Source organism: Nocardia sp. NPDC023852, assembly GCF_040639505.1.
Taxonomy (GTDB): domain Bacteria; phylum Actinomycetota; class Actinomycetes; order Mycobacteriales; family Mycobacteriaceae; genus Nocardia.
This window is the reverse complement of the sequence record NZ_JBFAAB010000011.1, coordinates 21,218-40,642: the sequence shown is the minus strand read 5'-3', so window position 1 is coordinate 40,642 and position 19,425 is coordinate 21,218. Positions and strand designations below refer to the sequence as shown.

The following is a 19,425-nucleotide window of genomic DNA, read 5'->3' as shown; positions in this document are numbered from 1 at the left end:
GTGGTGCAGATCAGTTAGTAGCGGCGGTCCTGCTCGCCGCGCCGGTCGGGCGTCTCCGACTGGCGCTGGTTGCCGGACCGGCGGCCTTCGGGATTCGCGCTCTCGGGCGTGTCCTGCTCCTGGCGCTGTTGTTGCTGCTGCCTCTGCATCTGCTTCGGCATTTTCTTAGGCGCTTTCTTAGACTTTTCAGCCATCTCCACTCGGTCCTTTCCGGGTGATTGATATTCGCCTAACCACAAACACGATAGCCATCAGATATCGCTTCCGGAAGGGGGTCGGAAAAATATGGGCTTTAGCGGCCATAACGTGACATTTCCGCAGGTAGAGAGTCTATTGCACGTGGGTTTCGATAAGGAATTCGGTCGTCTGGGCGGCGAATGGGCTATTTCCTTCGATCGTGCCCTGTGGTGTATCCGGAAAACTGGATTCCGTCAAGTCGGGTACCTGTTCGGGGCGCCTTGCGCAAGAAGTGCGCGATCGCGCTGATTCTCCCGAACGCTCATGTCGGGACTCGAAACAGGCTGCTGCCACGACGACGTGACCGTCAGCGCGAGTGCCGACCTATAACGCCGCACCGGCGATCTTCCGTCGACGCTTCGAAAGCCGAGCGCCACAAAATCTTTCGAGAGACACCGACTGCGTCAAGCGCGCCGCTTCGACCTCAGCCACGCAGGGGCAGAAATTCGACGATCGCGTCGTCGGCGGCATCGACGGGAACGATGACGAGGCCGTCGCGGTCGACCAGGCCACCGAGGTGGGTGGTGCGGATGGTCGGGTCGCCGAGCCAGCCGCCCCCGGCGGCGGCGCGGGCGGGGACGATGCGCGGAACCGAGCCTGCGATCGCGCCCGCGTTGCGCAGCGGACCGTGCAGCGGACGGGCCGGGGATGCGCCGGTCCGGCCCGCGACGATCGCGGGAGCCAAGGCCATAAGCGTCGCGACGGCCGCCAACGGGTTACCAGGGAGGCCGAGAACCGTGGTGCCCGAGGAGAGTTGGGCGACGACAGTGGACCCACCGGGGCGCAGGCGCAGGCGCCGCACCAGAATCCGGGCCTCGGCACGGGCCACCGCGGCCCGCAGTTGGTCGGCGGCGCCGCCGCCGGTCGCGCCGACGATCACCAGCAGGTCGCAATCCGCTGCGGCGGCGAGGACTTCGTCGAAACCGTGCGGGGTGTCGCGCAGGTGCACGCGGTCGGCGGTGCGGATGCCATACCAGGACAGCAGGTCCGGCAGGATAGGCCCGATAGAGTCGCGTGTCTGGCCCCGCTGCAGCGGACCCTCGCTGCGGATCTCGTCACCGGTCATGATGATGCGCGCGCGCACCGGGCCGCGCACCGGCGCGGCGGTGACCTCGACGCTCGCTGCCGCGGAGACCAGCGCCGCGGTGACCGGAGTCCCCTCCGGCGCGACGAGATCGCCGAGTTCCCGGTCTTCGCCGCGGCGGCGGATGTCGTCGCGGAGCGGAATGTCCGGCAGCCGATAAAGAATGTCGTCGGCGACGCGGACGAACTCATCGCGGAGCACGCCGGTGGTGCCGTCCGGTACGTGCGCGCCGGTGGCGATCCGCAGCGCCTCGCCGGACAGCAGCCCGACCGGACGCCGTCCGCCTGCGAAGCCGACATCGCGCCGCAGGCGCCACGGCCCGTCGCCCGACACCGCGTAGCCGTCCATCGCGGACACATCGAAGCGAGGCAGCGGCCCGGCCGCGATCAGCGGGCCCGCGAGGGCGGCGCCGCGCACCGACCGTAGGTCGGCCTCGTAGGCGGTGAGCCGGGTGAGCGTGCCGCGCAGGATATTTCGCGCCTGGTCGAGATCCATGGGTGGCTGCTGGCGCGGCGTTTCGACCGCGGCCCTGGCCTGCCGCACCTGCTCCTCGGTGTCACAGTCGGCGACCCCGGGCAGCGCGATGATCGCCGAGTCGTCCGGAACCAACGCCTTCATCGGCTGATTGATCAGCGAGTCCAGCCGGTCCAAAGCGGCCGCCAGCGCGGCCCTCCGCCACACGCCGATCAGGTACTGCGGACGTCCTGACTCGTCGGCCGCGAACACCGCGTCCGCGCCGGATTCCGTGGCGTGCCTCGCTAGTTCGACGACCGTCTGTCCCGACAGGAACGGCAGATCGGCCGCGAGCACCACCACCAGCGGCGCGGCCGACCCGAGGGCGCGCAGCCCCGCCCCGATCGCCGACACCGGCCCAGACCCCGGTGGCACTTCCCTGACCTGCCTGATCTGAGGGGGCAGCTCGGGTCGGTGCGGTCCGACCACCACGGTGTGCGTGCAGGAGGCTACGGCGGCCAGCGCCGCCTCGAGCATGGAGCGGCCGCCGATGATGATCGCGGGTTTGTCCACGCCGCCCATCCGGCTGGCCCGGCCGCCCGCGAGCACGATCGCGTCGGCGGCCGTCACACGCCACGACCTCGAGCTAGGTGCACCATGGCGGACATGCTAATTCGTCGCTACCGGAAAGCCCGGCAGCGGACGGCGTGGATCACGTGGTCGACCAGTCGCGGGCGAGTCGCCGCAGGCGGAGTTCGTTGTTCTCCGGATCGGCGAGTGCAAGGTAGTCCGCAGCGCGGGGATCCGCGGCGATCGGCTCGCGTGGAGTCGCGCCGGCGGCGCGGAGCCGGGCCACCTCCGCGGGCTGGTCATCGGCCGGATACAAGGTGAGATCCAGGTGCAGCCTGGTTCGACCGGACCTGTGATCAGGTGTGCGCACGAACTCCAGCCAGGAGCCGAGGCCGGTCGCCGAACGTAGCCCGGCCACCCGCGCATTGTGGTGCGTGACCGGCCAGCCGGAGGCGGCCGACCAGAATTCGGCGAGCCGCACCGGGTCGCGCGTGTCGACCACGATGGCCGCCACGGCGCCCGTGTCCACGTACTCCTCCCTCGGCTCCAGCACGCAGAACTCGTTGCCCTCGGGATCGGCGAGGACTACCCATGGCACCGCGCCCTGGCCGATGTCGACGGGGTGCGCACCCAGCGCCAGTGCCCGGTCCACCTGGATGCGCTGATGATCGATCGATCGGCTGGCCAGATCGAGGTGCATGCGGTTCTTACCGCTCTTCGCCCGCGCGGCAGGCAGGAAGGCGAGGGCGATGTCGAGGCCGTCGGGATCGGGTGCCGCGACGTCCACTTCGTCGGGGCGGTCGAGGGTGACAGCCCAGCCGAGCAGCGCGGCCCAGAAGTCCGCGACGAACCGCGGCTGGTCGGTGTCGAACGCGACACATGCCAGGCGGGTGGACATGAAATCAACCGTACTGGGCGCGTGCCCGGCCCGGAGGTCTTTCGAATCAGCGCGCGGAAAGGAACGGAAAGCGTGCGGCGCGCAGGTTCACTCGCCCGTCCCGGATCGGCACGCCCTCCTCGGCGAGCAGTCCCAGCTGGCGGCCGGCCAAGTGTGCGGCGGGCTTGCCGCCCGCGCCGATCACCCGGTGCCAGGGCAGGTCGGCGGCGTCGGTGCGCATGATCCAGCCCACCGTGCGTGGGGTGGACAGCCCCACCGCCGCGGCGATGTCGCCGTAGGTGGCCACCCGGCCCGCCGGGATCGAAGCAACGAGGGCGCGCACCTGCTCGACCTGGGCATCGGTGGTGGGCATCCGATCAGAGTACTGAGCGCACGAGTTCGCCGGTCTCGGCCGGACGTGCCTGGGCGACCATGTGATCGCAATTCCATTCGTGCACGGCCAGGTTCTCGCCCATGCGCGCGGTGAGCGCCGCACGGAACTCCGGCGTGACGAAGGACGGGTCGACCTTCATCGCCTGCACCAGCACCGTCGGCAGGTCGGCGGGCGGCAACACCCAGTGGCGTGCCAGCTCGCCCCAGTAGGAGTTGATCGCGGGCAGGCTCATCCGCCACCCGAAACGTCCGTCCGCGGTGGGCAGCAGATGCTCGGTGAGTTCGGCCTCCAGCAGGCGTGGCTCCACGTCGCCCCAGCCGGTGTCCAGCTTGTCCTGACGGGCCTCCTCGACGCTGCCGTAGTCGGCCGAGACCAGTGTGGACAGCGCGATCTCGTTGAGCAACTCCGGTTCCAGTGCGATGGCCGGGTCGAGCAGCACCAGCGAGCGCACCAGGTCCGGATGCCGATGGGCGAGATGCAGTGCACACGCGCCGCCGAACGAGTGCGCGACCACCACCACCGGTCCGTCGGCCTCCGCGGCGAGCAGCTCGACCAGGTCCGCGACGATGGTCTCGAAGTTCCACGGCGGCAGCGGCGTCGAGTGACCGTGTCCGCGCAGGTCGGGGGCGAGAACACGGACATCGGGCAGGTGCCGGGTGGCCAGGTCTTCCCAGCGTTTGCCATGGCCGGTCACGCCGTGCAGGGCGAGCACCACCGGTCCGGTCGTCGGACCGAACCGGTGGACATTCAAGACAGACACCGGTCCATTTTGACCTGCGCGGGAATTGGGCGCAGGGCGAGTCGCGCGGAGTGGCGTGACGGCGTGTCGGTCGTGTCTGTTGCAATAGCCCGCGTGGTGCGATCGGATGGCGCGGTGCGACTTGTTCGCCGGAAAGTGGTGGCGCCCCAGCCGTGGGCATGGGATGCCGACGTTCGCGCGCTGGTGGACGCCTCGGCCGAGGCTGGGCCGACCCGTTCGGGTTGGCGGCCGTGGCAGGTGCTCGGCGGACCGGGTACGGGCAAGACGGCCCTGCTCGTCGACGTCGCCGCCGCGCGCATCGCGGCCGGGGCCGATCCCGAATCGGTGCTGGTGCTCGCCCATTCGAAACAGGCGGCGAGCGCCGCACGCGATGCCGTCACGGCGCGGTTGTCCGGGCCGGAACCCGGCGCCGAGGGCGGAGTGCCCGGCGCTACCCGTGAGCCGCTGGTTCGCACGCTGCACTCGTATGCCTTCTCGGTCCTGCGCAGGCACGCCACGGCGCACGGCAATCCGCCGCCACGGTTGCTCACCGGTGCCGAGCAGGACGCGGTGCTGCGCGAGATGCTGCGTGGTGACTTGGCCGACATTGCCGAGGGCGCGCCCGGATTGTGGCCGGAGCGGTTGCGTCCGGCGCTCGCGCTCGGTGGGTTCGCCGAGCAGTTGCGTGACCTCATGCTCCGGGCCACCGAGCGCGGTATCGGGCCGGAGGATCTGGTGCGGCTCGGGCGCGAGCATGCCAAGCCGGAATGGGTGGCGGCGGGCAGGTTCGCCCTCCGCTACGAGCAGACCATGCTGCTGCGCTGGTCGGTCGGCGTGGAGGCGCCGGAGGCGACGGCGCCCGCGCTGGATGCCGCCGAACTGGTCGGCGCGGCGCTGGACGCGCTGGCCGCCGACCCGAATCTGCTTGCCGCGGAACGCGCCAGGATCAGGTACCTGCTGGTCGACGACGCACAGCACCTCGACCCGCAAGCGGCGATCCTGGTCAAGGTGATCGGGCACAGCGCGCGGACCACGGTGATCGCGGGCGATCCCGATCAGGCTGTCTTCGCCTTCCGTGGCGCCGACGCTCGCTTCCTCGCCGACCTGGACGCACCGGACGGCCAGCGCATCGTCCTACGAGACAACCATCGTTTCAGCGGCCAGGTGCGGCTCGCGGTCGCGCGCATCGCGGCACGCCTGCCCGGCGCGGCACCGCAGCGCCTACCTGTGCCGCGTCGCGCGATCGAACCGGACGATGATGGCACCGAGGTGCGGGTCCGCGTGCTCGCCACCCCCGCGAAGGAGGCCGCACTCATCGCCGACCATCTGCGCCGCGCGCACCTCACCGCCGGGGTGCCGTGGTCGCGGATGGCGGTGATCGTCCGTTCGGTGCCGCTGTCGCTGGCGCCGCTGCGGCGCGCGCTGCTCGCGGCGGGTGTGCCGGTGCAGCAGCCCGCGCTCGATACACCGCTGGCGCGCAGGCGCGGCGCGGCCTGGATGTTGCTGTCGCTGCGCGCGGTGCTGGCCGGGGAGGCGACGCGCAGGCACGGCGCGGAACCGGACTTCGAGCTGGAGGATGCACTCGATTTGCTGGCAGGGCCGCTCGGCGGCGCCGACCAGATCGCATTGCGCCGATTGCGACGCGGCGTCCGGCGCGCGGTGCTGGAGTTGGAACGCAACAGGTCCAAGGACACACCGGTTTCCGACGGGGTTCGATCCACGAGCGACGAACAGCCGCCGGATCGCAGCGGCGAGATCGACCGCCCCTCCGCGCAGGTACTGCGCGACCTGCTGATCGGGTCCGGCGACCTGGCGATCTTGGACAGGCTCACGGAGGTCGAGGCGGCGCCGCTGCGCCGGGTGCTGGACGCGCTGGACCGGGCGCGCAAGGCGCGCAGGCGCGGCGCGGGCCTGGAGGACGTGCTGTGGGCGCTGTGGACCGGTTCCCGGCTGGAGCGGCGCTGGGTGGCGCAATCCGAGCGCGGCGGCGCGGTCGGCATGCAGGCCGACCGCGATCTGGACGCGGCAGTCGGACTGTTCGACGCAGCCGCCGCCTATGTCGACCGGTTGCCGCGGGCAAGTATCGAAGGTTTCGTCGATTACCTGCTCCAACAGGAGATCCCGAACGACGCCGCACCGCGCACCGCCCCAGGTGCGGCGGTGGCACTGCTGAGCGCGCACGCCGCCGCGGGACGGGAATGGGATGTGGTCGCGGTCGCGGCGGTGCAGGAAGGGATCTGGCCCAACCCGCGGTCGCGCGGAACCCTGCTGCACACCGAGGACCTGGTCGACCTCACCGCGGGCGTGATCGATGCGGGGGAGCGGGTGAGCCGCGCGGCTCCGATCCTCGCCGAGGAGCGCAGGTTGCTGCTCGTCGCGTGTAGCCGCGCCCGCCGGTCTCTGCTCGTGACCGCCGTGGAGTCGGTGTCCGGCGAACGGGATCTGGTGCCGTCGCGGTTCCTCACCGAGTTGCTCGGGCACGACGACGCCAGCGAGCCAGGCGCGCTTCCGGTCGTCGATCCCGGCCGCGCCCTGGTGATGCACTCGCTGGTGGCCGAATTGCGCGGCGTGGTCTGCGATCCCCAGGCCGACCCGCAGCGCAGGCGGCGCGCCGCGCACCAGCTGGCGCGGCTCGCGGACGCGGGTGTGCGTGGCACCCATCCCGACGACTGGTACGGCATCGCGGAACTGAGCTCGCAGCGGCCGCTGTGGGCCGAAGACGAAGGCGCGGTGGGCCTTTCGCCCTCCACCGTCGAGCTGCTGCGCACTTGCCCGCTGCGCTGGGCGCTGGAACGCCACGGCGGCACCGACGGCGACAATCCGCATGCTGTGAAGGGCAACCTGGTGCACACGTTGGTGCAGGCGCTCGCGGGCAAAGTGCCCGAGGCGCAGGTGCGTGCGGCGCTGGACCACGCATGGCGGGCGGTGGATCCCGGTTCGGGCTGGCACTCCCGGCAGGAGCTGCGCCGCACCGAGGCAATGCTGGAGACGTTCATGGCGTGGGTAAGCAACACTCGCGGCGAACTCACCCAGGCCGGTGTCGAGGTTCCGGTCGACTGCGTGCTGCCTGCCCGGACCGAAGACGAACGCGCCGTGCGGATCCGGGGCCGCATCGACCGGCTGGAGCGAGATGCGTTGGGGCGCTTCGTGATCGTGGATGTGAAGACCGGAAAGTCACCGATCACCAAGCAGGCCGCCGTCGATCATGCCCAGTTGGCGACCTATCAGGTGGCGGCGGCAACGGGAGCTCTCGACACGCCGGCCGAATCCGAAGCCACGGGCGGACCCGAACCGATCGGCGAGCCCGGCGGAGCCCGCTTGGTGTACGTCGCCAAACCGAGCAGCAAGGAGGGCGCGGCTCAGCGTATGCAGCCCGCGCTGGATGCCGAGGCACTCGCCAAGTGGCGCACGACGATTCACGAAGCCGCAGCGGCCACCCAGGGCCCGAGCTATGTCGCCATGCGCAACGACGGCTGCCGCCACTGCGCGGTGGCCGGCAGCTGCCCCGTGCAGGATCGCGGAAGGCAGGTGACCGACGAGTGAGCGAGCGAACCATGGGCAGGGCCGAGTTCTCGGTCATGCCGGAGCCGAGCGTCAGCGAGGCGCGGGCATGAGTGAGCCGTGCGCCGCACCCTCGAACCCGGCGCGGCGTATCGTCGGCGAGGCGCGGCCGTGACCGACCGGGTGACACCGCACCGGCTGGCGGAAGCGCTCGGCTTGCCCCCGCCGACCGATGAGCAGGCCGCCGTGATCGCGGCTCCGCCGGGCCCGACCCTGGTGGTCGCGGGCGCGGGCGCGGGCAAAACCGAGACGATGGCCGCACGCGTGGTGTGGATGGTCGCGAACCGGCTCGTACTGCCCGACGAGGTACTCGGACTGACCTTCACGCGTAAGGCCGCGCAGCAGTTGACCGCCCGCATTCGTACCCGGCTCGCCCGGCTCGCCGGTGCGCCGCTGCTGCGCGAACTCGACGCGACCGGACAGTTGCGAGCCCAGCTGGCCGGAGCGGAACCGGAGATCAGCACCTATCACTCGTATGCGGGCAGGCTGCTCACCGAGCACGGGCTGCTGCTTCCGGTGGAACCCTCCGCGACGCTGCTCACCGAGACCCAGCTCTGGCAGCTGGCTCACCAGGTCGTCCGCGGTTGGGATGGCGATCTGGACACCGATCGCACGCCGGTGTCGGTCACCGAGGCGGTGCTCGCGTTGTCCGGTCAGCTGGCCGAGCACTTGGTGGAGGCCGAGGAGTTGGCCGAGGCACACACCGAGCTGGCGAAGCTGGTGCACACGCTGCCCGCGGGTCCACGCCAGCGCGGCGGGCCCAGTCAGGCACTGTTGAATATTTTGCAGGTGCAGCGCGAACGAGTCGCCCTGCTTCCGCTGGTGCAGCAGCTCGCCGATGCGCTGCGCCGCCGCGGAGCACTGGATTTCGGCGCGCAGATGTCGCTCGCGGCGCGGCTGGCCGCCGAGTATCCCGAAGTCGCCGCCGCCGAGCGTGCCCGTTTTCGGCTGGTCCTGCTCGACGAATATCAGGACACCGGCCATGCCCAGCGGGTGCTGCTGGCCGCGCTGTTCGGCGGAGCTCCGGAGTCGGCGACGGACCACGAGCCCGGGTCCGTGTCACCGGAGTCCATGCCCGAGCACGGACCCACCCGCCCCGGCGGACACGACCGGTACGCGGACCCGTCGTCGCAGCACGCCGCAGCGCACCCGGATTCGTCGACGGGGGACGCGTCGTCGCCGCGCGCCGGTGCAGACGACCCGCACCCCGACCCTCTGATGCGAGAGGTGCAGTCACCGCACGCTGGTGCACACGACCTGCACTTCGATCCACCGACGCGGGCCTGGCCATCGCCGCGTGCCGGTGCACACGACGGAATCTCTGGTTCGTCGAGAGGGGGCGAGCCGCGCACTGGACAGCGTCTCGCGGTGACCGCCGTCGGCGACCCGATGCAGTCGATCTACGGCTGGCGCGGCGCGTCAGCGGCGAACCTGCCCCGCTTCGCCACCGACTTCCCCCGCGCGCCCGGTGTTCCCGCCCCGACGCTGCCGCTGCTGACCAGCTGGCGCAACCCGCCCGAGGCGCTGGCGCTGGCGAACCTGGTCGCGGAACCATTGCGCCGCTCAGCGATCGAGGCAGGCGGTGTGACCGTCGACGCGTTACGCGCCAAACCCGACGCGGGACCGGGTGTCGTGGCCTTGGCGCTGACCGGAACTGTCGCCGAGGAACGTGAGTGGGTGGCCGAGCGGATTGCCGTGGAATGGTCGGCCCGGCGTACGGCGGGACAGGAGCCGCCGACGTCTGCGGTGCTGGTGCGCCGCAATGCCGATGCCGCACCGCTCGCGGAAGCGCTTCGCGAGCAAGGACTTCCGGTGGAGATCGTCGGACTCGGCGGTCTGCTGGCCACCCCGGAGGTCGCCGACATCGTCGCGACCCTGCGTTTGGTCGCCGAACCCGGTGCGGGCAGCGCCGCCATGCGCGTGCTGACCGGCGCTCGCTGGCGCATCGGCGTCGCCGACATCGCGGCACTCGCCCGCCGGGCCCGAGACTTGTCGATCAGGCGACCCGCGCAGGAGAACACGGCCGAGATCGCCGACCGCGCCGCACTCGACGCCGCGCTGCGTGAGGTGGCTCCGGAACCCGCGGAACAGGCGGGCCTTGCGGACGCGATCGCCGACCCCGGTCCGGCGGAGCAGTATTCGGCGGCCGGTTTCGCCCGACTCGAAGCGCTGGGGCGTGAGTTGGCCGCGCTGCGCGAGCGTAGCGGGCAGCCGTTGGCGGAATTGGTCGCGGATGTCGAACGCACCATCGGTGTGGGTGTGGAGACTCAGGCTCGCCGAGCAATGGCGGGTACCGGCGCGGGGCGCGAGCACCTGGACGCGTTCGCCGAGGTGGTTGCCGGATACGCCGCCGACACCGGAGCCTCGCTGGGTGGGCTGCTCGCGTTCCTCGCCGCCGCGGAGGAGGTCGAGAACGGGCTGCAACCGGGAGAAGTGGAAGTCGCCCGGGATCGGGTGCAGGTGCTGACCGTACACGCTGCCAAGGGCCTGGAATGGGCGGTCGTCGCGGTTCCGCATGTGGTGGACGGCGTGTTCCCGTCGAAAGGAGGTTCCGGCACGTGGCTCGGCGCGCTCGCCGAGCTGCCTACTACCCTGCGTGGCGACCGCAAGCAGGACGACGCGGCCGAGGGCGTCCCGGTTCTCGATCTCACCGACCTCTACGACCGCGCCGACCTCGAACGGGCGATCAAAGCGCATAAGGAGGCGCTGGAGCGCCGCCGGATCGACGAGGAGCGCCGACTGTTCTATGTCGCGCTCACCAGAACCGAACGTGTCCTCCTCGTTTCGGCCCACCATTGGGCCGAAACCGGAACCTCCCCGAAGGGGCCTTCGGACTTTCTTCTGGAGCTGAAGCGCGCGGGCGAGGCCCCCGACAGTCCGGCGAACGGCGCCCTGGCGATCGACCGCTGGGACGAGCCGCCCGCCGCCGACGCGGTCAACCCTTTCGCGGACAACCCCGCCACCGCGCACTGGCCACGCGATCCGCTGGGCGTCCGGCGTGACCCCATCGAGCAGGGTGCCGCGCTGGTCCGCACGGCCCTTGCCGAGCTTCGGGCCCGCCCGGCCTCCGCGAGGCAAGCCACAGCACACGAACCGGATGCGCACAGCACCGCCACGGCCCGCCGCGCTGAGGAACTCACCCTCGATTTCGACCTCGTTCCGACGTCGACCATTGACGACATAGCGGCAGACCAGGAAGCTCACGGTCGCATCGGCGGCCCCGAGCATTACCCGCCCGACGACGAGCTCCCCCCGGACCCGATGGACGAGTTCGCCGGCGATCCCCATGTCGACTCCGCAAGGGAATACGTCGACCCGCACGCGGATCTCGAGCAGGACTACGGCGAGCCCGTGCCGCCGGACCCGGTCGAGGAGTACCTGTCGGCCGACGATCACGCCTTCGATCCGCGCTTCGTGCTCCCGCCCGATGACCCGGACGACCCCGAGGGCTGGGCCGCCGACGTCGACGCCCTGCTCGCTGAACATCAGGCGGCCGCTGCCGCCGCCGAAACGGTCGAGCTTCCCGGCCAGCTCGCGGCGACAGCACTGGTCGAACTGCGTGCTGACCCGGCGAAACTTGCCGCACGCCTTCGCCGCCCGCTGCCTTACCCGCCGAATCCGCTGGCTCGCCGCGGCACCGCGTTCCACGCCTGGGTGCAGCGGTGGTTCGGTGCCAGCCGTCTGCTCGGCCTGGACGAACTGCCCGGCGCGGCCGACGGCGGCGCGGCCGACGCGGGCCTGGATGCCGAGCTGACCGCGATGCAGGACGCGTTCCTCGACTCGCCATGGGCGAATCGCAGCCCGATCGAGGTCGAGGTCCCGTTCGAAACTTCGATCGCGGGCACCGTGATCCGCGGGCGGATCGACGCGGTGTTCGCCGAACCGGGCGGCGGCTGGGTGGTGGTCGACTGGAAGACCGGCGCCGAGCCGACCGCCGCCGAGGAACCCGCGGTCGCCATGCAGCTTGCCGTCTACCGCCTGGCCTGGGCTCGGCTGATGGCCGTGCGAGAGGGCCGGTCCGAGCGGGAGATGCTGGATCGGATCGGGGCCGCGTTCCACTACGTGCGCACCGGGCGCACCATCGCGCCCGCGACGCTGGCCGGTCCGGACGAACTGGTCGAGCTGATCAGGAGCGTCGCCCGTGTTTGATTGCAGCGCCTGCGGCGCCGCGTGTTCGCGGCCCCCTGATGGCTCGCGTCCGAGTACCCGCCGCTGGCGACTTCGTCGCGGACGCTTCGGCCGCTCGGACGCGAGCCGAGCCGCGAACGGGCAATGTTCGGTCTCGCTTCGCTCGAAAACGAGCCTGGGCCCAGCGTTCTGCATTTCGTGTGGCCCGAGCCAGAAGGGGGCCGCGAACACCCAGTGCCGTAGGCGCTGCAAAGATAAACACTGTGCCGGAGGGCGAGGAATGTATGACCGACGCGTGCGACGATAGGACGGGTGCATCCGGTGTTCGGTGACCGATCACGCGGCCTCGAGCTGTCGAGCCGCCCACACTTCGCATTGGTCGGCGTGCTGCGCATTCCCGAAATCCAGACCAGTCCATGGATTTCGCTGACCCGGCGGGTGCTGTTCGCGGTCAGTCTGCTGTTTCTGGCCGCGCTGGTGGTGTATCTCGGTCGTCACGGATACCACGACAACTCGGGCGACGAACTGTCATTCCTGGACGCGTTCTATTACGCGACTGTGTCGCTGTCGACCACCGGATACGGTGATATCGCCCCTGTGACGGCCGAAGCGCGGCTGGCGAACATCATCATCATCACCCCGCTGCGCATCCTGTTCCTCATCGTGCTGGTCGGCACCACGCTCGGCGTGCTGACGGAACGCTCCCGGCAGGCTTTCAAGATTCAGCGATGGAGGCACAGCGTGCGCAATCACACCGTGGTCGTCGGATACGGCACGAAAGGACGGACCGCGATCGACGCCATGCTCGGTGACGGTGTGCATCCGGCCGACATCGTCGTGGTCGACACCGATGTCATCGTGTTGGAGGCGGCCGCGAACGCCGGACTGGTCACGGTGCACGGGTCGGCCACCCAGTCCGACGTGCAGCGGCTGGCTGGTGTGCAGAACGCCGCCGCGGTCGTGGTCGCCACCAACCGCGACGACACCGCCGTGCTGGTCACGCTGACCGCCCGCGAGCTGAACAAGGCCGCCAAGATCGTGGTCGCGATCCGGGAGGCGGAGAACACCCACCTGGTGCGGCAGTCCGGCGCCGACTCGGTGGTGGTGTCGTCCGAGACCGCTGGGCGGTTGCTCGGTATCGCGACGACCACGCCGACCGTGGTGGAGGTGATGGAGGACCTGCTCACTCCCGAGCACGGCTTCGCGGTCGCCGAACGCGAGGTGGAGCCGTCCGAGATCGGGGGTTCGCCACGGCATCTCAGCGACATCGTGCTCGGGGTGGTGCGTGAAGGGGTGTTGGTGCGTGTCGGCGAGCCCGAGGTCGACGCGATCGAGGCAGGCGACAAACTGTTGTACATCCGCAGGGTGGGCAAGTGACACCGGCACGAACGGGCTGGTAACTCGGGCGCGATAGTCTCGAAGCGTGTCCGCATTTCAACTCAACGGTGTTCCGCTGCTGTCCCGCTCCGTGATCGACCGGGCCGAGGAGATCCGGGGCGACGCCCAGGCGCTGAAGGAAGGCTGGGACCAGGCGAGATTGCTGCGGGTCAACCGGCGCGGGCAGGTGCGCTTCGACAGCGGCGCCCTGGTCATGGAGGCGGCTGTAGAGTTGTCCGCCGAGCCCAGCCCCGCCGCGGTGTTCCTGGGTGTCGAGAACGGCATCCACCTGTGGGCGGTGCGCGATCCGGAACTCGAGGGCCCGCTGACCGATCTGCGGGCGCTGGCGGGCGGCAGTATCGACGATCGCACCGCGGGGTTGCTCTCCACCGCGAGCGCGCTGCTGAACTGGCACGACAAGGCTAGGTTCGACGGCGCGGACGGCGCGCTGACGGCCTCGTCCAAGGCTGGATGGTCGCGGATCGCCGAGAGCGGCTACGAGGAGTTCCCGCGCATCGATCCCGCGGTGATCTGCCTGATCCACGACGGCGGCGAGCGGGCGCTACTCGCCCGGCAGCACAGTTGGCCCAAGTCGCTGTTCTCGCTGCTCGCCGGGTTCGTCGAGGCGGGCGAGTCGCTGGAACGCTGCGTCGAGCGGGAGATGCGCGAGGAAGTCGGCCTCGACGTGCGTGAGATCAGTTACCTGGGCAGCCAGCCGTGGCCGTTCCCGCGGTCGCTGATGGTCGGCTTCGCCGCGGTCGCCGATCCCGAGCAGCCGCTGGCCTTCTCCGACGGAGAGATCGCCGAGGCCCACTGGTTCACCCGCGCCGAGGTGCGCGAAGCCCTGGCGGTGGGGGACTGGTCGGCGCAGGGCGAAGGCCAGCGGCTGCTGCTGCCGGGCTCGATCTCCATCGCGCGCACCATCGTCGAATCCTGGGCTGCGATCGACTGAGCCACCGCACGGGCTGTGCGGTCCGCGCGGAATGGTCAGGACAGCGTGGCGAGCGTCTGCTTGACGGCCGCCAGCGACGGGTTCGTCGCGGTGGAACCGTCGGCGAACTTCACCGTCGGCACCACGTGGTTGCCGCCGTTGACGCTGCCGACGAACTCGGCCGACGCCGGATCTTGCTCGATATCGATCTCGACATAGCTGATTCCGGCCTCGTCCAGCTGCTTCTTCAGCCTGCGGCAGTAGCCGCACCAAGTGGTCGAGTACATCGTCAGGTCATGGTTCGCGTCAGTCACGAACCGTGCAACGTTGGACGACCGCTCACTGTTCCAACTCGAACTCCGCTCCGCTTGCGCGAATTTTAGTAAGCGCACATACTAAAACGATGACGATCATCGCCACCGCGCGCACCACCTCGACCGCGCCGCCCGCCGCATTCTTCGCACGCTGGGCCGATGTGGCCACCTGGCCGGAATGGAATACCGACATCGAGTGGGTGCGCTCGAGCGGGCCGTTCGCCGAGGGCTCGACCGGGACGTTGAAGCCGAAGGGCGGCCCGAAGGTCGAGTTCGTCATCGAGCGCCTCACCGATTCCGAGTTCGTCGACGTCTCGAAACTGTTCGGTGCACGGCTGACCTTCGCCCACGAGGTCGGCGTCACAGCCGGCCGCACCGTGGTGACGGTAAGGGTCTCGATCGACGGTCCGCTGCGCTCGCTGTGGAAGAAAATCCTCGGCGCCGACCTGGCAAGGTCCGTACAGCCCGACCTCGACGCACTGGTCTCCGTCGTCGAGGGGGTGAAGGCGTGAGGTACTGGTTGGGTGTCGTGTCCCGCGAACACGTCCTGCGCGGTGTGCGGCTCGGCATCGCGCAGGCCAACCACGGCAAACGCTCGGCGGTGGAGCGGATGCGGCCCGGCGACGGACTGGTCTACTATTCGCCGCGCGAAGGAATGCGGGCAGGTGCGCCGGTGCGCTCGTTCACCGCGATCGGCACCATCGACGACCGGCCGGTTTGGCAGGCCGACCCGCAGGACGACGGCTGCTTCCAGCCGTGGCGCCGGTCGGTCAGCTATCGCGCCGGGGCACGGGAGATCCCGATCGAGGCGCTGCGCGCGGATCTGGACCTCACCAGCGTGCCGAACTGGGGCGTGGTGCTGCGCCGTGGCTTGGTAGAACTCAGCGCGCACGACTACGCGCTGATCGCGCGGGCAATGCGGGACGAGTGAGGGAGGCCGATGCACGAGGGAGCGCTGGATGCCGGACTGCGCACCAGATTTCGCGAGGCCGACGAGAGTCCTGGCCTATTGCTGTGGCAGGTGACCAACCGGTGGCAGGCCGCACAGCGGGCGGCGCTGTCCCCGTTCGACCTGACGCACGTGCAGTTCGTGCTCCTCGCCTCGCTGACCTACCTCGCGGACCGGCGCGACGATCCGGTGCGACAGCGTGACCTGGCCGAGCACGCCGCCACCGACCCGATGATGACCTCCCAGGTACTGCGCACGCTCGAACAGAAGGGTCTGCTCGAGCGCCGCGACCATCCGGGCGATCGTCGGGCGAAAGCGCTGGTGCCCACCGAAGCCGGTGCGGTGCTGGTGAATCGGGCGATAGTCGCAGTCGAATCCTGCGACCAGGAATTCTTCGGACCACTCGGCTCGAGCAGTGGCGCATTCTCCGATGCCCTGCGGTTGCTGCGCGACCGCGGCGTGCACTGACCCCGACCGCGCTGAGCGAGTGCACAAGGCCTCGGTCCTGCGCGGGGAGAATGCCGCAGTGGTGAGCCGGCCGATGTCCGCGATGACGCCGCTCGCCACGGCGTGTGTCAGTGGGCGCTGTCATGATGGACCGCGTGCCCGCACTCGACCTCGCCGACCTCGATTCCGAGCAGGCCGCCGCCGCCCGCGCGCCGCGCGGTCCGGTGTGCGTGCTCGCGGGCGCGGGCACGGGCAAGACCAGGACCATCACTCACCGCATCGCCTATCTGGTGTCGGAAGGGCATGTCAAGGCCGACCAGGTGCTCGCGGTGACCTTCACTGCGCGCGCGGCGGGGGAGTTGCGCGGTCGCCTGCGCGCGCTCGGCCTTGGTGGCGACGCGACTCAGGTGCAGGCACGGACCTTCCACGCGGCCGCGCTGCGGCAGCTCAAATACTTCTGGCCGCAGATCGTCGGAGACGTGCCGTGGCGGCTGATCGACGGTAAGTTCCCGATCGTCGCGCAGGCGGCGAACCGGGCTGGTCTCTCCAGCGGCACCGACAGCGTCCGTGACCTGCTGAGCGAAATCGAATGGGCGAAGGCCTCGCTCATCGCGCCGGAGGACTACGCGGCCGCGGTTGCCAAGCACCGCCGGGAAACTCCGTATGACGCGATGCGAGTGGCCGACGTCTACGCGGGCTACGAGAAGCTCAAGGCGACGCCGGACGGGCTACTGCTGGATTTCGACGATCTGCTGCTGCACACCGCCGCCGCGTTGGAGGACTATCCGGCTGTTGCCGACGAATTCCGCGGCCGCTACCGCAGTTTCGTGGTCGACGAGTACCAGGACGTTACGCCGCTGCAGCAGCGAGTGCTCGACGCTTGGCTGGGTGACCGCGACGATCTCACCGTGGTCGGCGATGCCAACCAGACGATCTATTCGTTCACCGGCGCCACCCCCAGCTATCTGCTCGACTTCTCCCGCCGCTTCCCCGAAGCCACCGTGGTCCGGTTGGAACGCGACTATCGCTCGACCCCGCAGGTGGTGTCGCTGGCCAACCGCGTGATCGGAGTGGCGCGCGGCCGCATCGCGGGCACCAGGCTGCAGCTGATCGGCCGGCGTGCCGACGGACCGGAGCCGACGTTCGCCGAGTACGACGACGGTCCCGCTGAGGCCGCCGCGGTGGCGAAGGCGATCGAGCGGTTGATCGACGGCGGTACGCCCGCCGCGGAAATCGCCGTGCTGTATCGCATCAACGCCCAGTCGGAGGGCTACGAGCAGGCGCTCACCGAACGCGGCATCCCGTACCAGGTGCGCGGCGGCGAGGGTTTCTTCGCGCGTGCCGAGGTCAGGCAGGCTGTGCAGGCGTTACGGCAGGCCATGGCCCGTGACGATCTGCCCGACCAGGCGCGCAGCGGCACCGCCCTGGTCTCGCTGGTCCGCGCGGTACTGGCCCCGCTCGGCCTGACCGCCACCGAGCCTGTGGGCGCCCAGGCGCGGGAACGTTGGTCCTCGCTGGTTGCTCTGGTGCGCCTGACCGAGGAGTTGGTCGGCCACGACGACCGGCTCGATCTGACCGGGCTGTTGCGCGAACTCGCCGCCCGAGCAGAGGCCAGGCACGCACCGACGGTGCAGGGTGTCACGCTGGCTTCGTTACACGCCGCCAAAGGCTTGGAGTGGGACGCGGTGTTCCTCGTCGGCCTGTCCGACGGCACCCTGCCGATCGGGCACGTCCTCGCCGACGACGGCTCGGTCGCCGACGAGGCCGCGCTGGAGGAGGAGCGGCGCCTGCTTTATGTCGGCGTTACCAGGGCGCGTGAGCAGCTGCGGCTGTCCTGGGCGCTGGCGAGGAACGAGGGTGGCAGGCGCACCCGGCGGCGCTCGCGGTTCCTCAACGGCCTCGTCCCCGACGACTCGCCCGCCTCACGCGTCGCGGCGCCGGTCACCACGTCGAACGGTATCCGCCCGACCTGCCGAGTGTGTGCCAAGCCGCTGATCGGCACTTACGCGACCATGCTCGGACGCTGCCGCCGCTGCCCGGCGGAGCTGGACACGGAACTGCTTGTCGCGCTTCAGGAGTGGCGCGCGGAAAAGGCGGAAGCGTTGCGGGTGCGGGAATTCGTGGTATTCACCGACACCACGCTCACCGCGATCGCCGAACAACTCCCCGCCGATGACGCCGCGCTGGCCGCGATTCCGGGCATCGGTGCGAAGAAGCTCGACCAGTACGGCGCCGAGGTTCTCGCGATCGTCGCGTCCCGGCTCCGATCTAGATCACAAAACCGCAGGTAGAAAATAGGTTGTCGCCGTAGGCGAACTTGCATATGGTGGGAGTCACGCACTGGGAGGTCATCTCGGCGCGCACCGTTACCGAAACACCACGAGTACAGGAGGGAGGCAGAGCAATGGACAACATCGTGAACTTCAACGCTTATGGCGTTGCGGTCAATGCGCCCATGGCGGCCTCCCGGGGGATCCTCGCCTTGCAGGGGATCGGTCTGTCCTGCATCAGTGCGTTCGGCGCCTTTGGGACGCAGGTGAATTCTGCCTCCATGCATGCGCCTATCCGCACCCTCATTCAGGACAAGCCCAGCGTGGGTTGGCACCCGGCAGTTGCTCAGGCAGCAGTCGGCGCCGTCACGGATGAAGCCGGACTCGAGCCGGCGGATCCGCGGGCAGCACGCCTCCGCACCGCACACCCAGCGACCGTGATCAGGACTCGACGCAGATGTCGACTTAGGTAGGGACCTCCTCCCGACCTCCTGGCCACGGATCGCATGAAGCGAAACCGTGGCCAATATTTTTCGGCCCTTCAGCCACCGGCACCGGTTTCGCGACACAACGAAACGAACCGCTGCAAACGAGTTGAAGGAGAACGACGTGTTCACCGCACAGGGTTGGCCGCAGGCCGCTACTGACGTGACATGCCGAGCCGTGGCGTCGACTACTCGGGCCCGAGAGGTCACCAAGGTCCTGCCTTGCCGCGCTGGAGATCCGGATCTCTGGTTCGCCGAGAGCCCGGTCCAGTTGGAGCAGGCAAAGGCGCTGTGCGCGACCTGCCCGATCCGCAAGGGCTGCCTGAGCGCGGCCATGGATCGGCGTGAGCCGTGGGGTGTTTGGGGCGGTGAGATCTTCGACCAGGGTGTCGTGATCGCCCGCAAGCGCCCGCGTGGCCGTCCACGCAAGGTCGCGATCCCGGCGTGAGCGTCAGGCCCGGAGGCGGCAGCTGGCGTAACCACGTAGGGCCCCGCTCATGCCGTGATGGACACAGCGTGAGCGTCAGGCCCGGAGGCGGCAGCTGGCGTAACCACGTAGGGCCCCGCTCATGCCGTGATGGACACAGCGTGAGCGTCAGGCCCGGAGGC

At 69.9% G+C, this 19,425-nt stretch carries 15 protein-coding genes; 9 read left to right on the top strand and 6 right to left on the bottom strand.

From position 1 onward, the window contains the following. Window positions 1-14: 14 nt before the first annotated feature. The 5 genes from AB0H00_RS16835 to AB0H00_RS16815 form a co-directional block, all read right to left on the bottom strand. The gene (locus AB0H00_RS16835; protein WP_357266737.1) at window positions 15-194 is read right to left on the bottom strand and encodes a hypothetical protein; all 180 of its coding nucleotides are present in this window, start codon (window positions 192-194) and stop codon (window positions 15-17) included. A 467-nt stretch (window positions 195-661) separates the two neighbouring features. Then, complete coding sequence (locus AB0H00_RS16830) at window positions 662-2,404, bottom strand: NTP transferase domain-containing protein (protein ID WP_357266735.1); 1,743 nt, start codon at window positions 2,402-2,404, stop codon at window positions 662-664. An 82-nt stretch (window positions 2,405-2,486) separates the two neighbouring features. Next, window positions 2,487-3,242 carry a VOC family protein gene (locus AB0H00_RS16825; RefSeq protein WP_357266732.1) on the bottom strand — a complete coding sequence of 252 codons (756 nt, stop codon included), beginning with the start codon at window positions 3,240-3,242 and terminating at the stop codon, window positions 2,487-2,489. A gap of 46 nt (window positions 3,243-3,288) precedes the next feature. Beyond that, window positions 3,289-3,594 carry an MGMT family protein gene (locus tag AB0H00_RS16820; RefSeq protein ID WP_357266729.1) on the bottom strand — a complete coding sequence of 102 codons (306 nt, stop codon included), beginning with the start codon at window positions 3,592-3,594 and terminating at the stop codon, window positions 3,289-3,291. A 4-nt stretch (window positions 3,595-3,598) separates the two neighbouring features. Further along, entirely contained in the window at window positions 3,599-4,375 is a 777-nt protein-coding gene (locus AB0H00_RS16815; RefSeq protein ID WP_357266726.1) for an alpha/beta fold hydrolase, read from the bottom strand. 93 nt (window positions 4,376-4,468) lie between these two features. Between AB0H00_RS16815 and AB0H00_RS16810 the strand changes: the two genes are divergently transcribed. From AB0H00_RS16810 to nudC, 4 genes are all read left to right on the top strand, one after another. Then, window positions 4,469-7,897: an ATP-dependent DNA helicase gene (locus AB0H00_RS16810; RefSeq protein ID WP_357266723.1), complete on the top strand. Its 3,429-nt coding sequence runs from the start codon at window positions 4,469-4,471 to the stop codon at window positions 7,895-7,897. A 129-nt stretch (window positions 7,898-8,026) separates the two neighbouring features. Then, window positions 8,027-12,064 carry an ATP-dependent DNA helicase gene (locus AB0H00_RS16805; RefSeq protein ID WP_357266720.1) on the top strand — a complete coding sequence of 1,346 codons (4,038 nt, stop codon included), beginning with the start codon at window positions 8,027-8,029 and terminating at the stop codon, window positions 12,062-12,064. A gap of 300 nt (window positions 12,065-12,364) precedes the next feature. After that, window positions 12,365-13,420: an NAD-binding protein gene (locus tag AB0H00_RS16800; RefSeq protein WP_357267129.1), complete on the top strand. Its 1,056-nt coding sequence runs from the start codon at window positions 12,365-12,367 to the stop codon at window positions 13,418-13,420. A 46-nt stretch (window positions 13,421-13,466) separates the two neighbouring features. After that, on the top strand, window positions 13,467-14,372 hold the full coding sequence (gene nudC / locus AB0H00_RS16795) for an NAD(+) diphosphatase (RefSeq protein ID WP_357266717.1): 906 nt from the start codon (window positions 13,467-13,469) through the stop codon (window positions 14,370-14,372). 35 nt (window positions 14,373-14,407) lie between these two features. On the opposite strand, the gene AB0H00_RS16790 is transcribed toward nudC, so the two are convergent. Next, window positions 14,408-14,638 (bottom strand): mycoredoxin, encoded by a 231-nt coding sequence (locus AB0H00_RS16790; RefSeq protein WP_357267126.1) that lies wholly within the window; start codon window positions 14,636-14,638, stop codon window positions 14,408-14,410. 116 nt (window positions 14,639-14,754) lie between these two features. Between AB0H00_RS16790 and AB0H00_RS16785 the strand changes: the two genes are divergently transcribed. From AB0H00_RS16785 to AB0H00_RS16765, 5 genes are all read left to right on the top strand, one after another. Next, window positions 14,755-15,177 (top strand): SRPBCC family protein, encoded by a 423-nt coding sequence (locus tag AB0H00_RS16785; protein WP_357266713.1) that lies wholly within the window; start codon window positions 14,755-14,757, stop codon window positions 15,175-15,177. Beyond that, the gene (locus tag AB0H00_RS16780; protein ID WP_357266710.1) at window positions 15,174-15,596 is read left to right on the top strand and encodes an EVE domain-containing protein; all 423 of its coding nucleotides are present in this window, start codon (window positions 15,174-15,176) and stop codon (window positions 15,594-15,596) included. The genes AB0H00_RS16785 and AB0H00_RS16780 overlap by 4 nt, the downstream gene beginning before the upstream one ends. A 9-nt stretch (window positions 15,597-15,605) precedes the next feature. Then, on the top strand, window positions 15,606-16,082 hold the full coding sequence (locus AB0H00_RS16775) for a MarR family transcriptional regulator (RefSeq protein WP_357266707.1): 477 nt from the start codon (window positions 15,606-15,608) through the stop codon (window positions 16,080-16,082). A gap of 122 nt (window positions 16,083-16,204) precedes the next feature. Next, window positions 16,205-18,352 carry an ATP-dependent DNA helicase UvrD2 gene (locus AB0H00_RS16770; protein WP_357266704.1) on the top strand — a complete coding sequence of 716 codons (2,148 nt, stop codon included), beginning with the start codon at window positions 16,205-16,207 and terminating at the stop codon, window positions 18,350-18,352. A gap of 627 nt (window positions 18,353-18,979) precedes the next feature. Further along, window positions 18,980-19,264: a WhiB family transcriptional regulator gene (locus AB0H00_RS16765; RefSeq protein WP_357267123.1), complete on the top strand. Its 285-nt coding sequence runs from the start codon at window positions 18,980-18,982 to the stop codon at window positions 19,262-19,264. The last annotated feature ends 161 nt before the right edge of the window (window positions 19,265-19,425 follow it).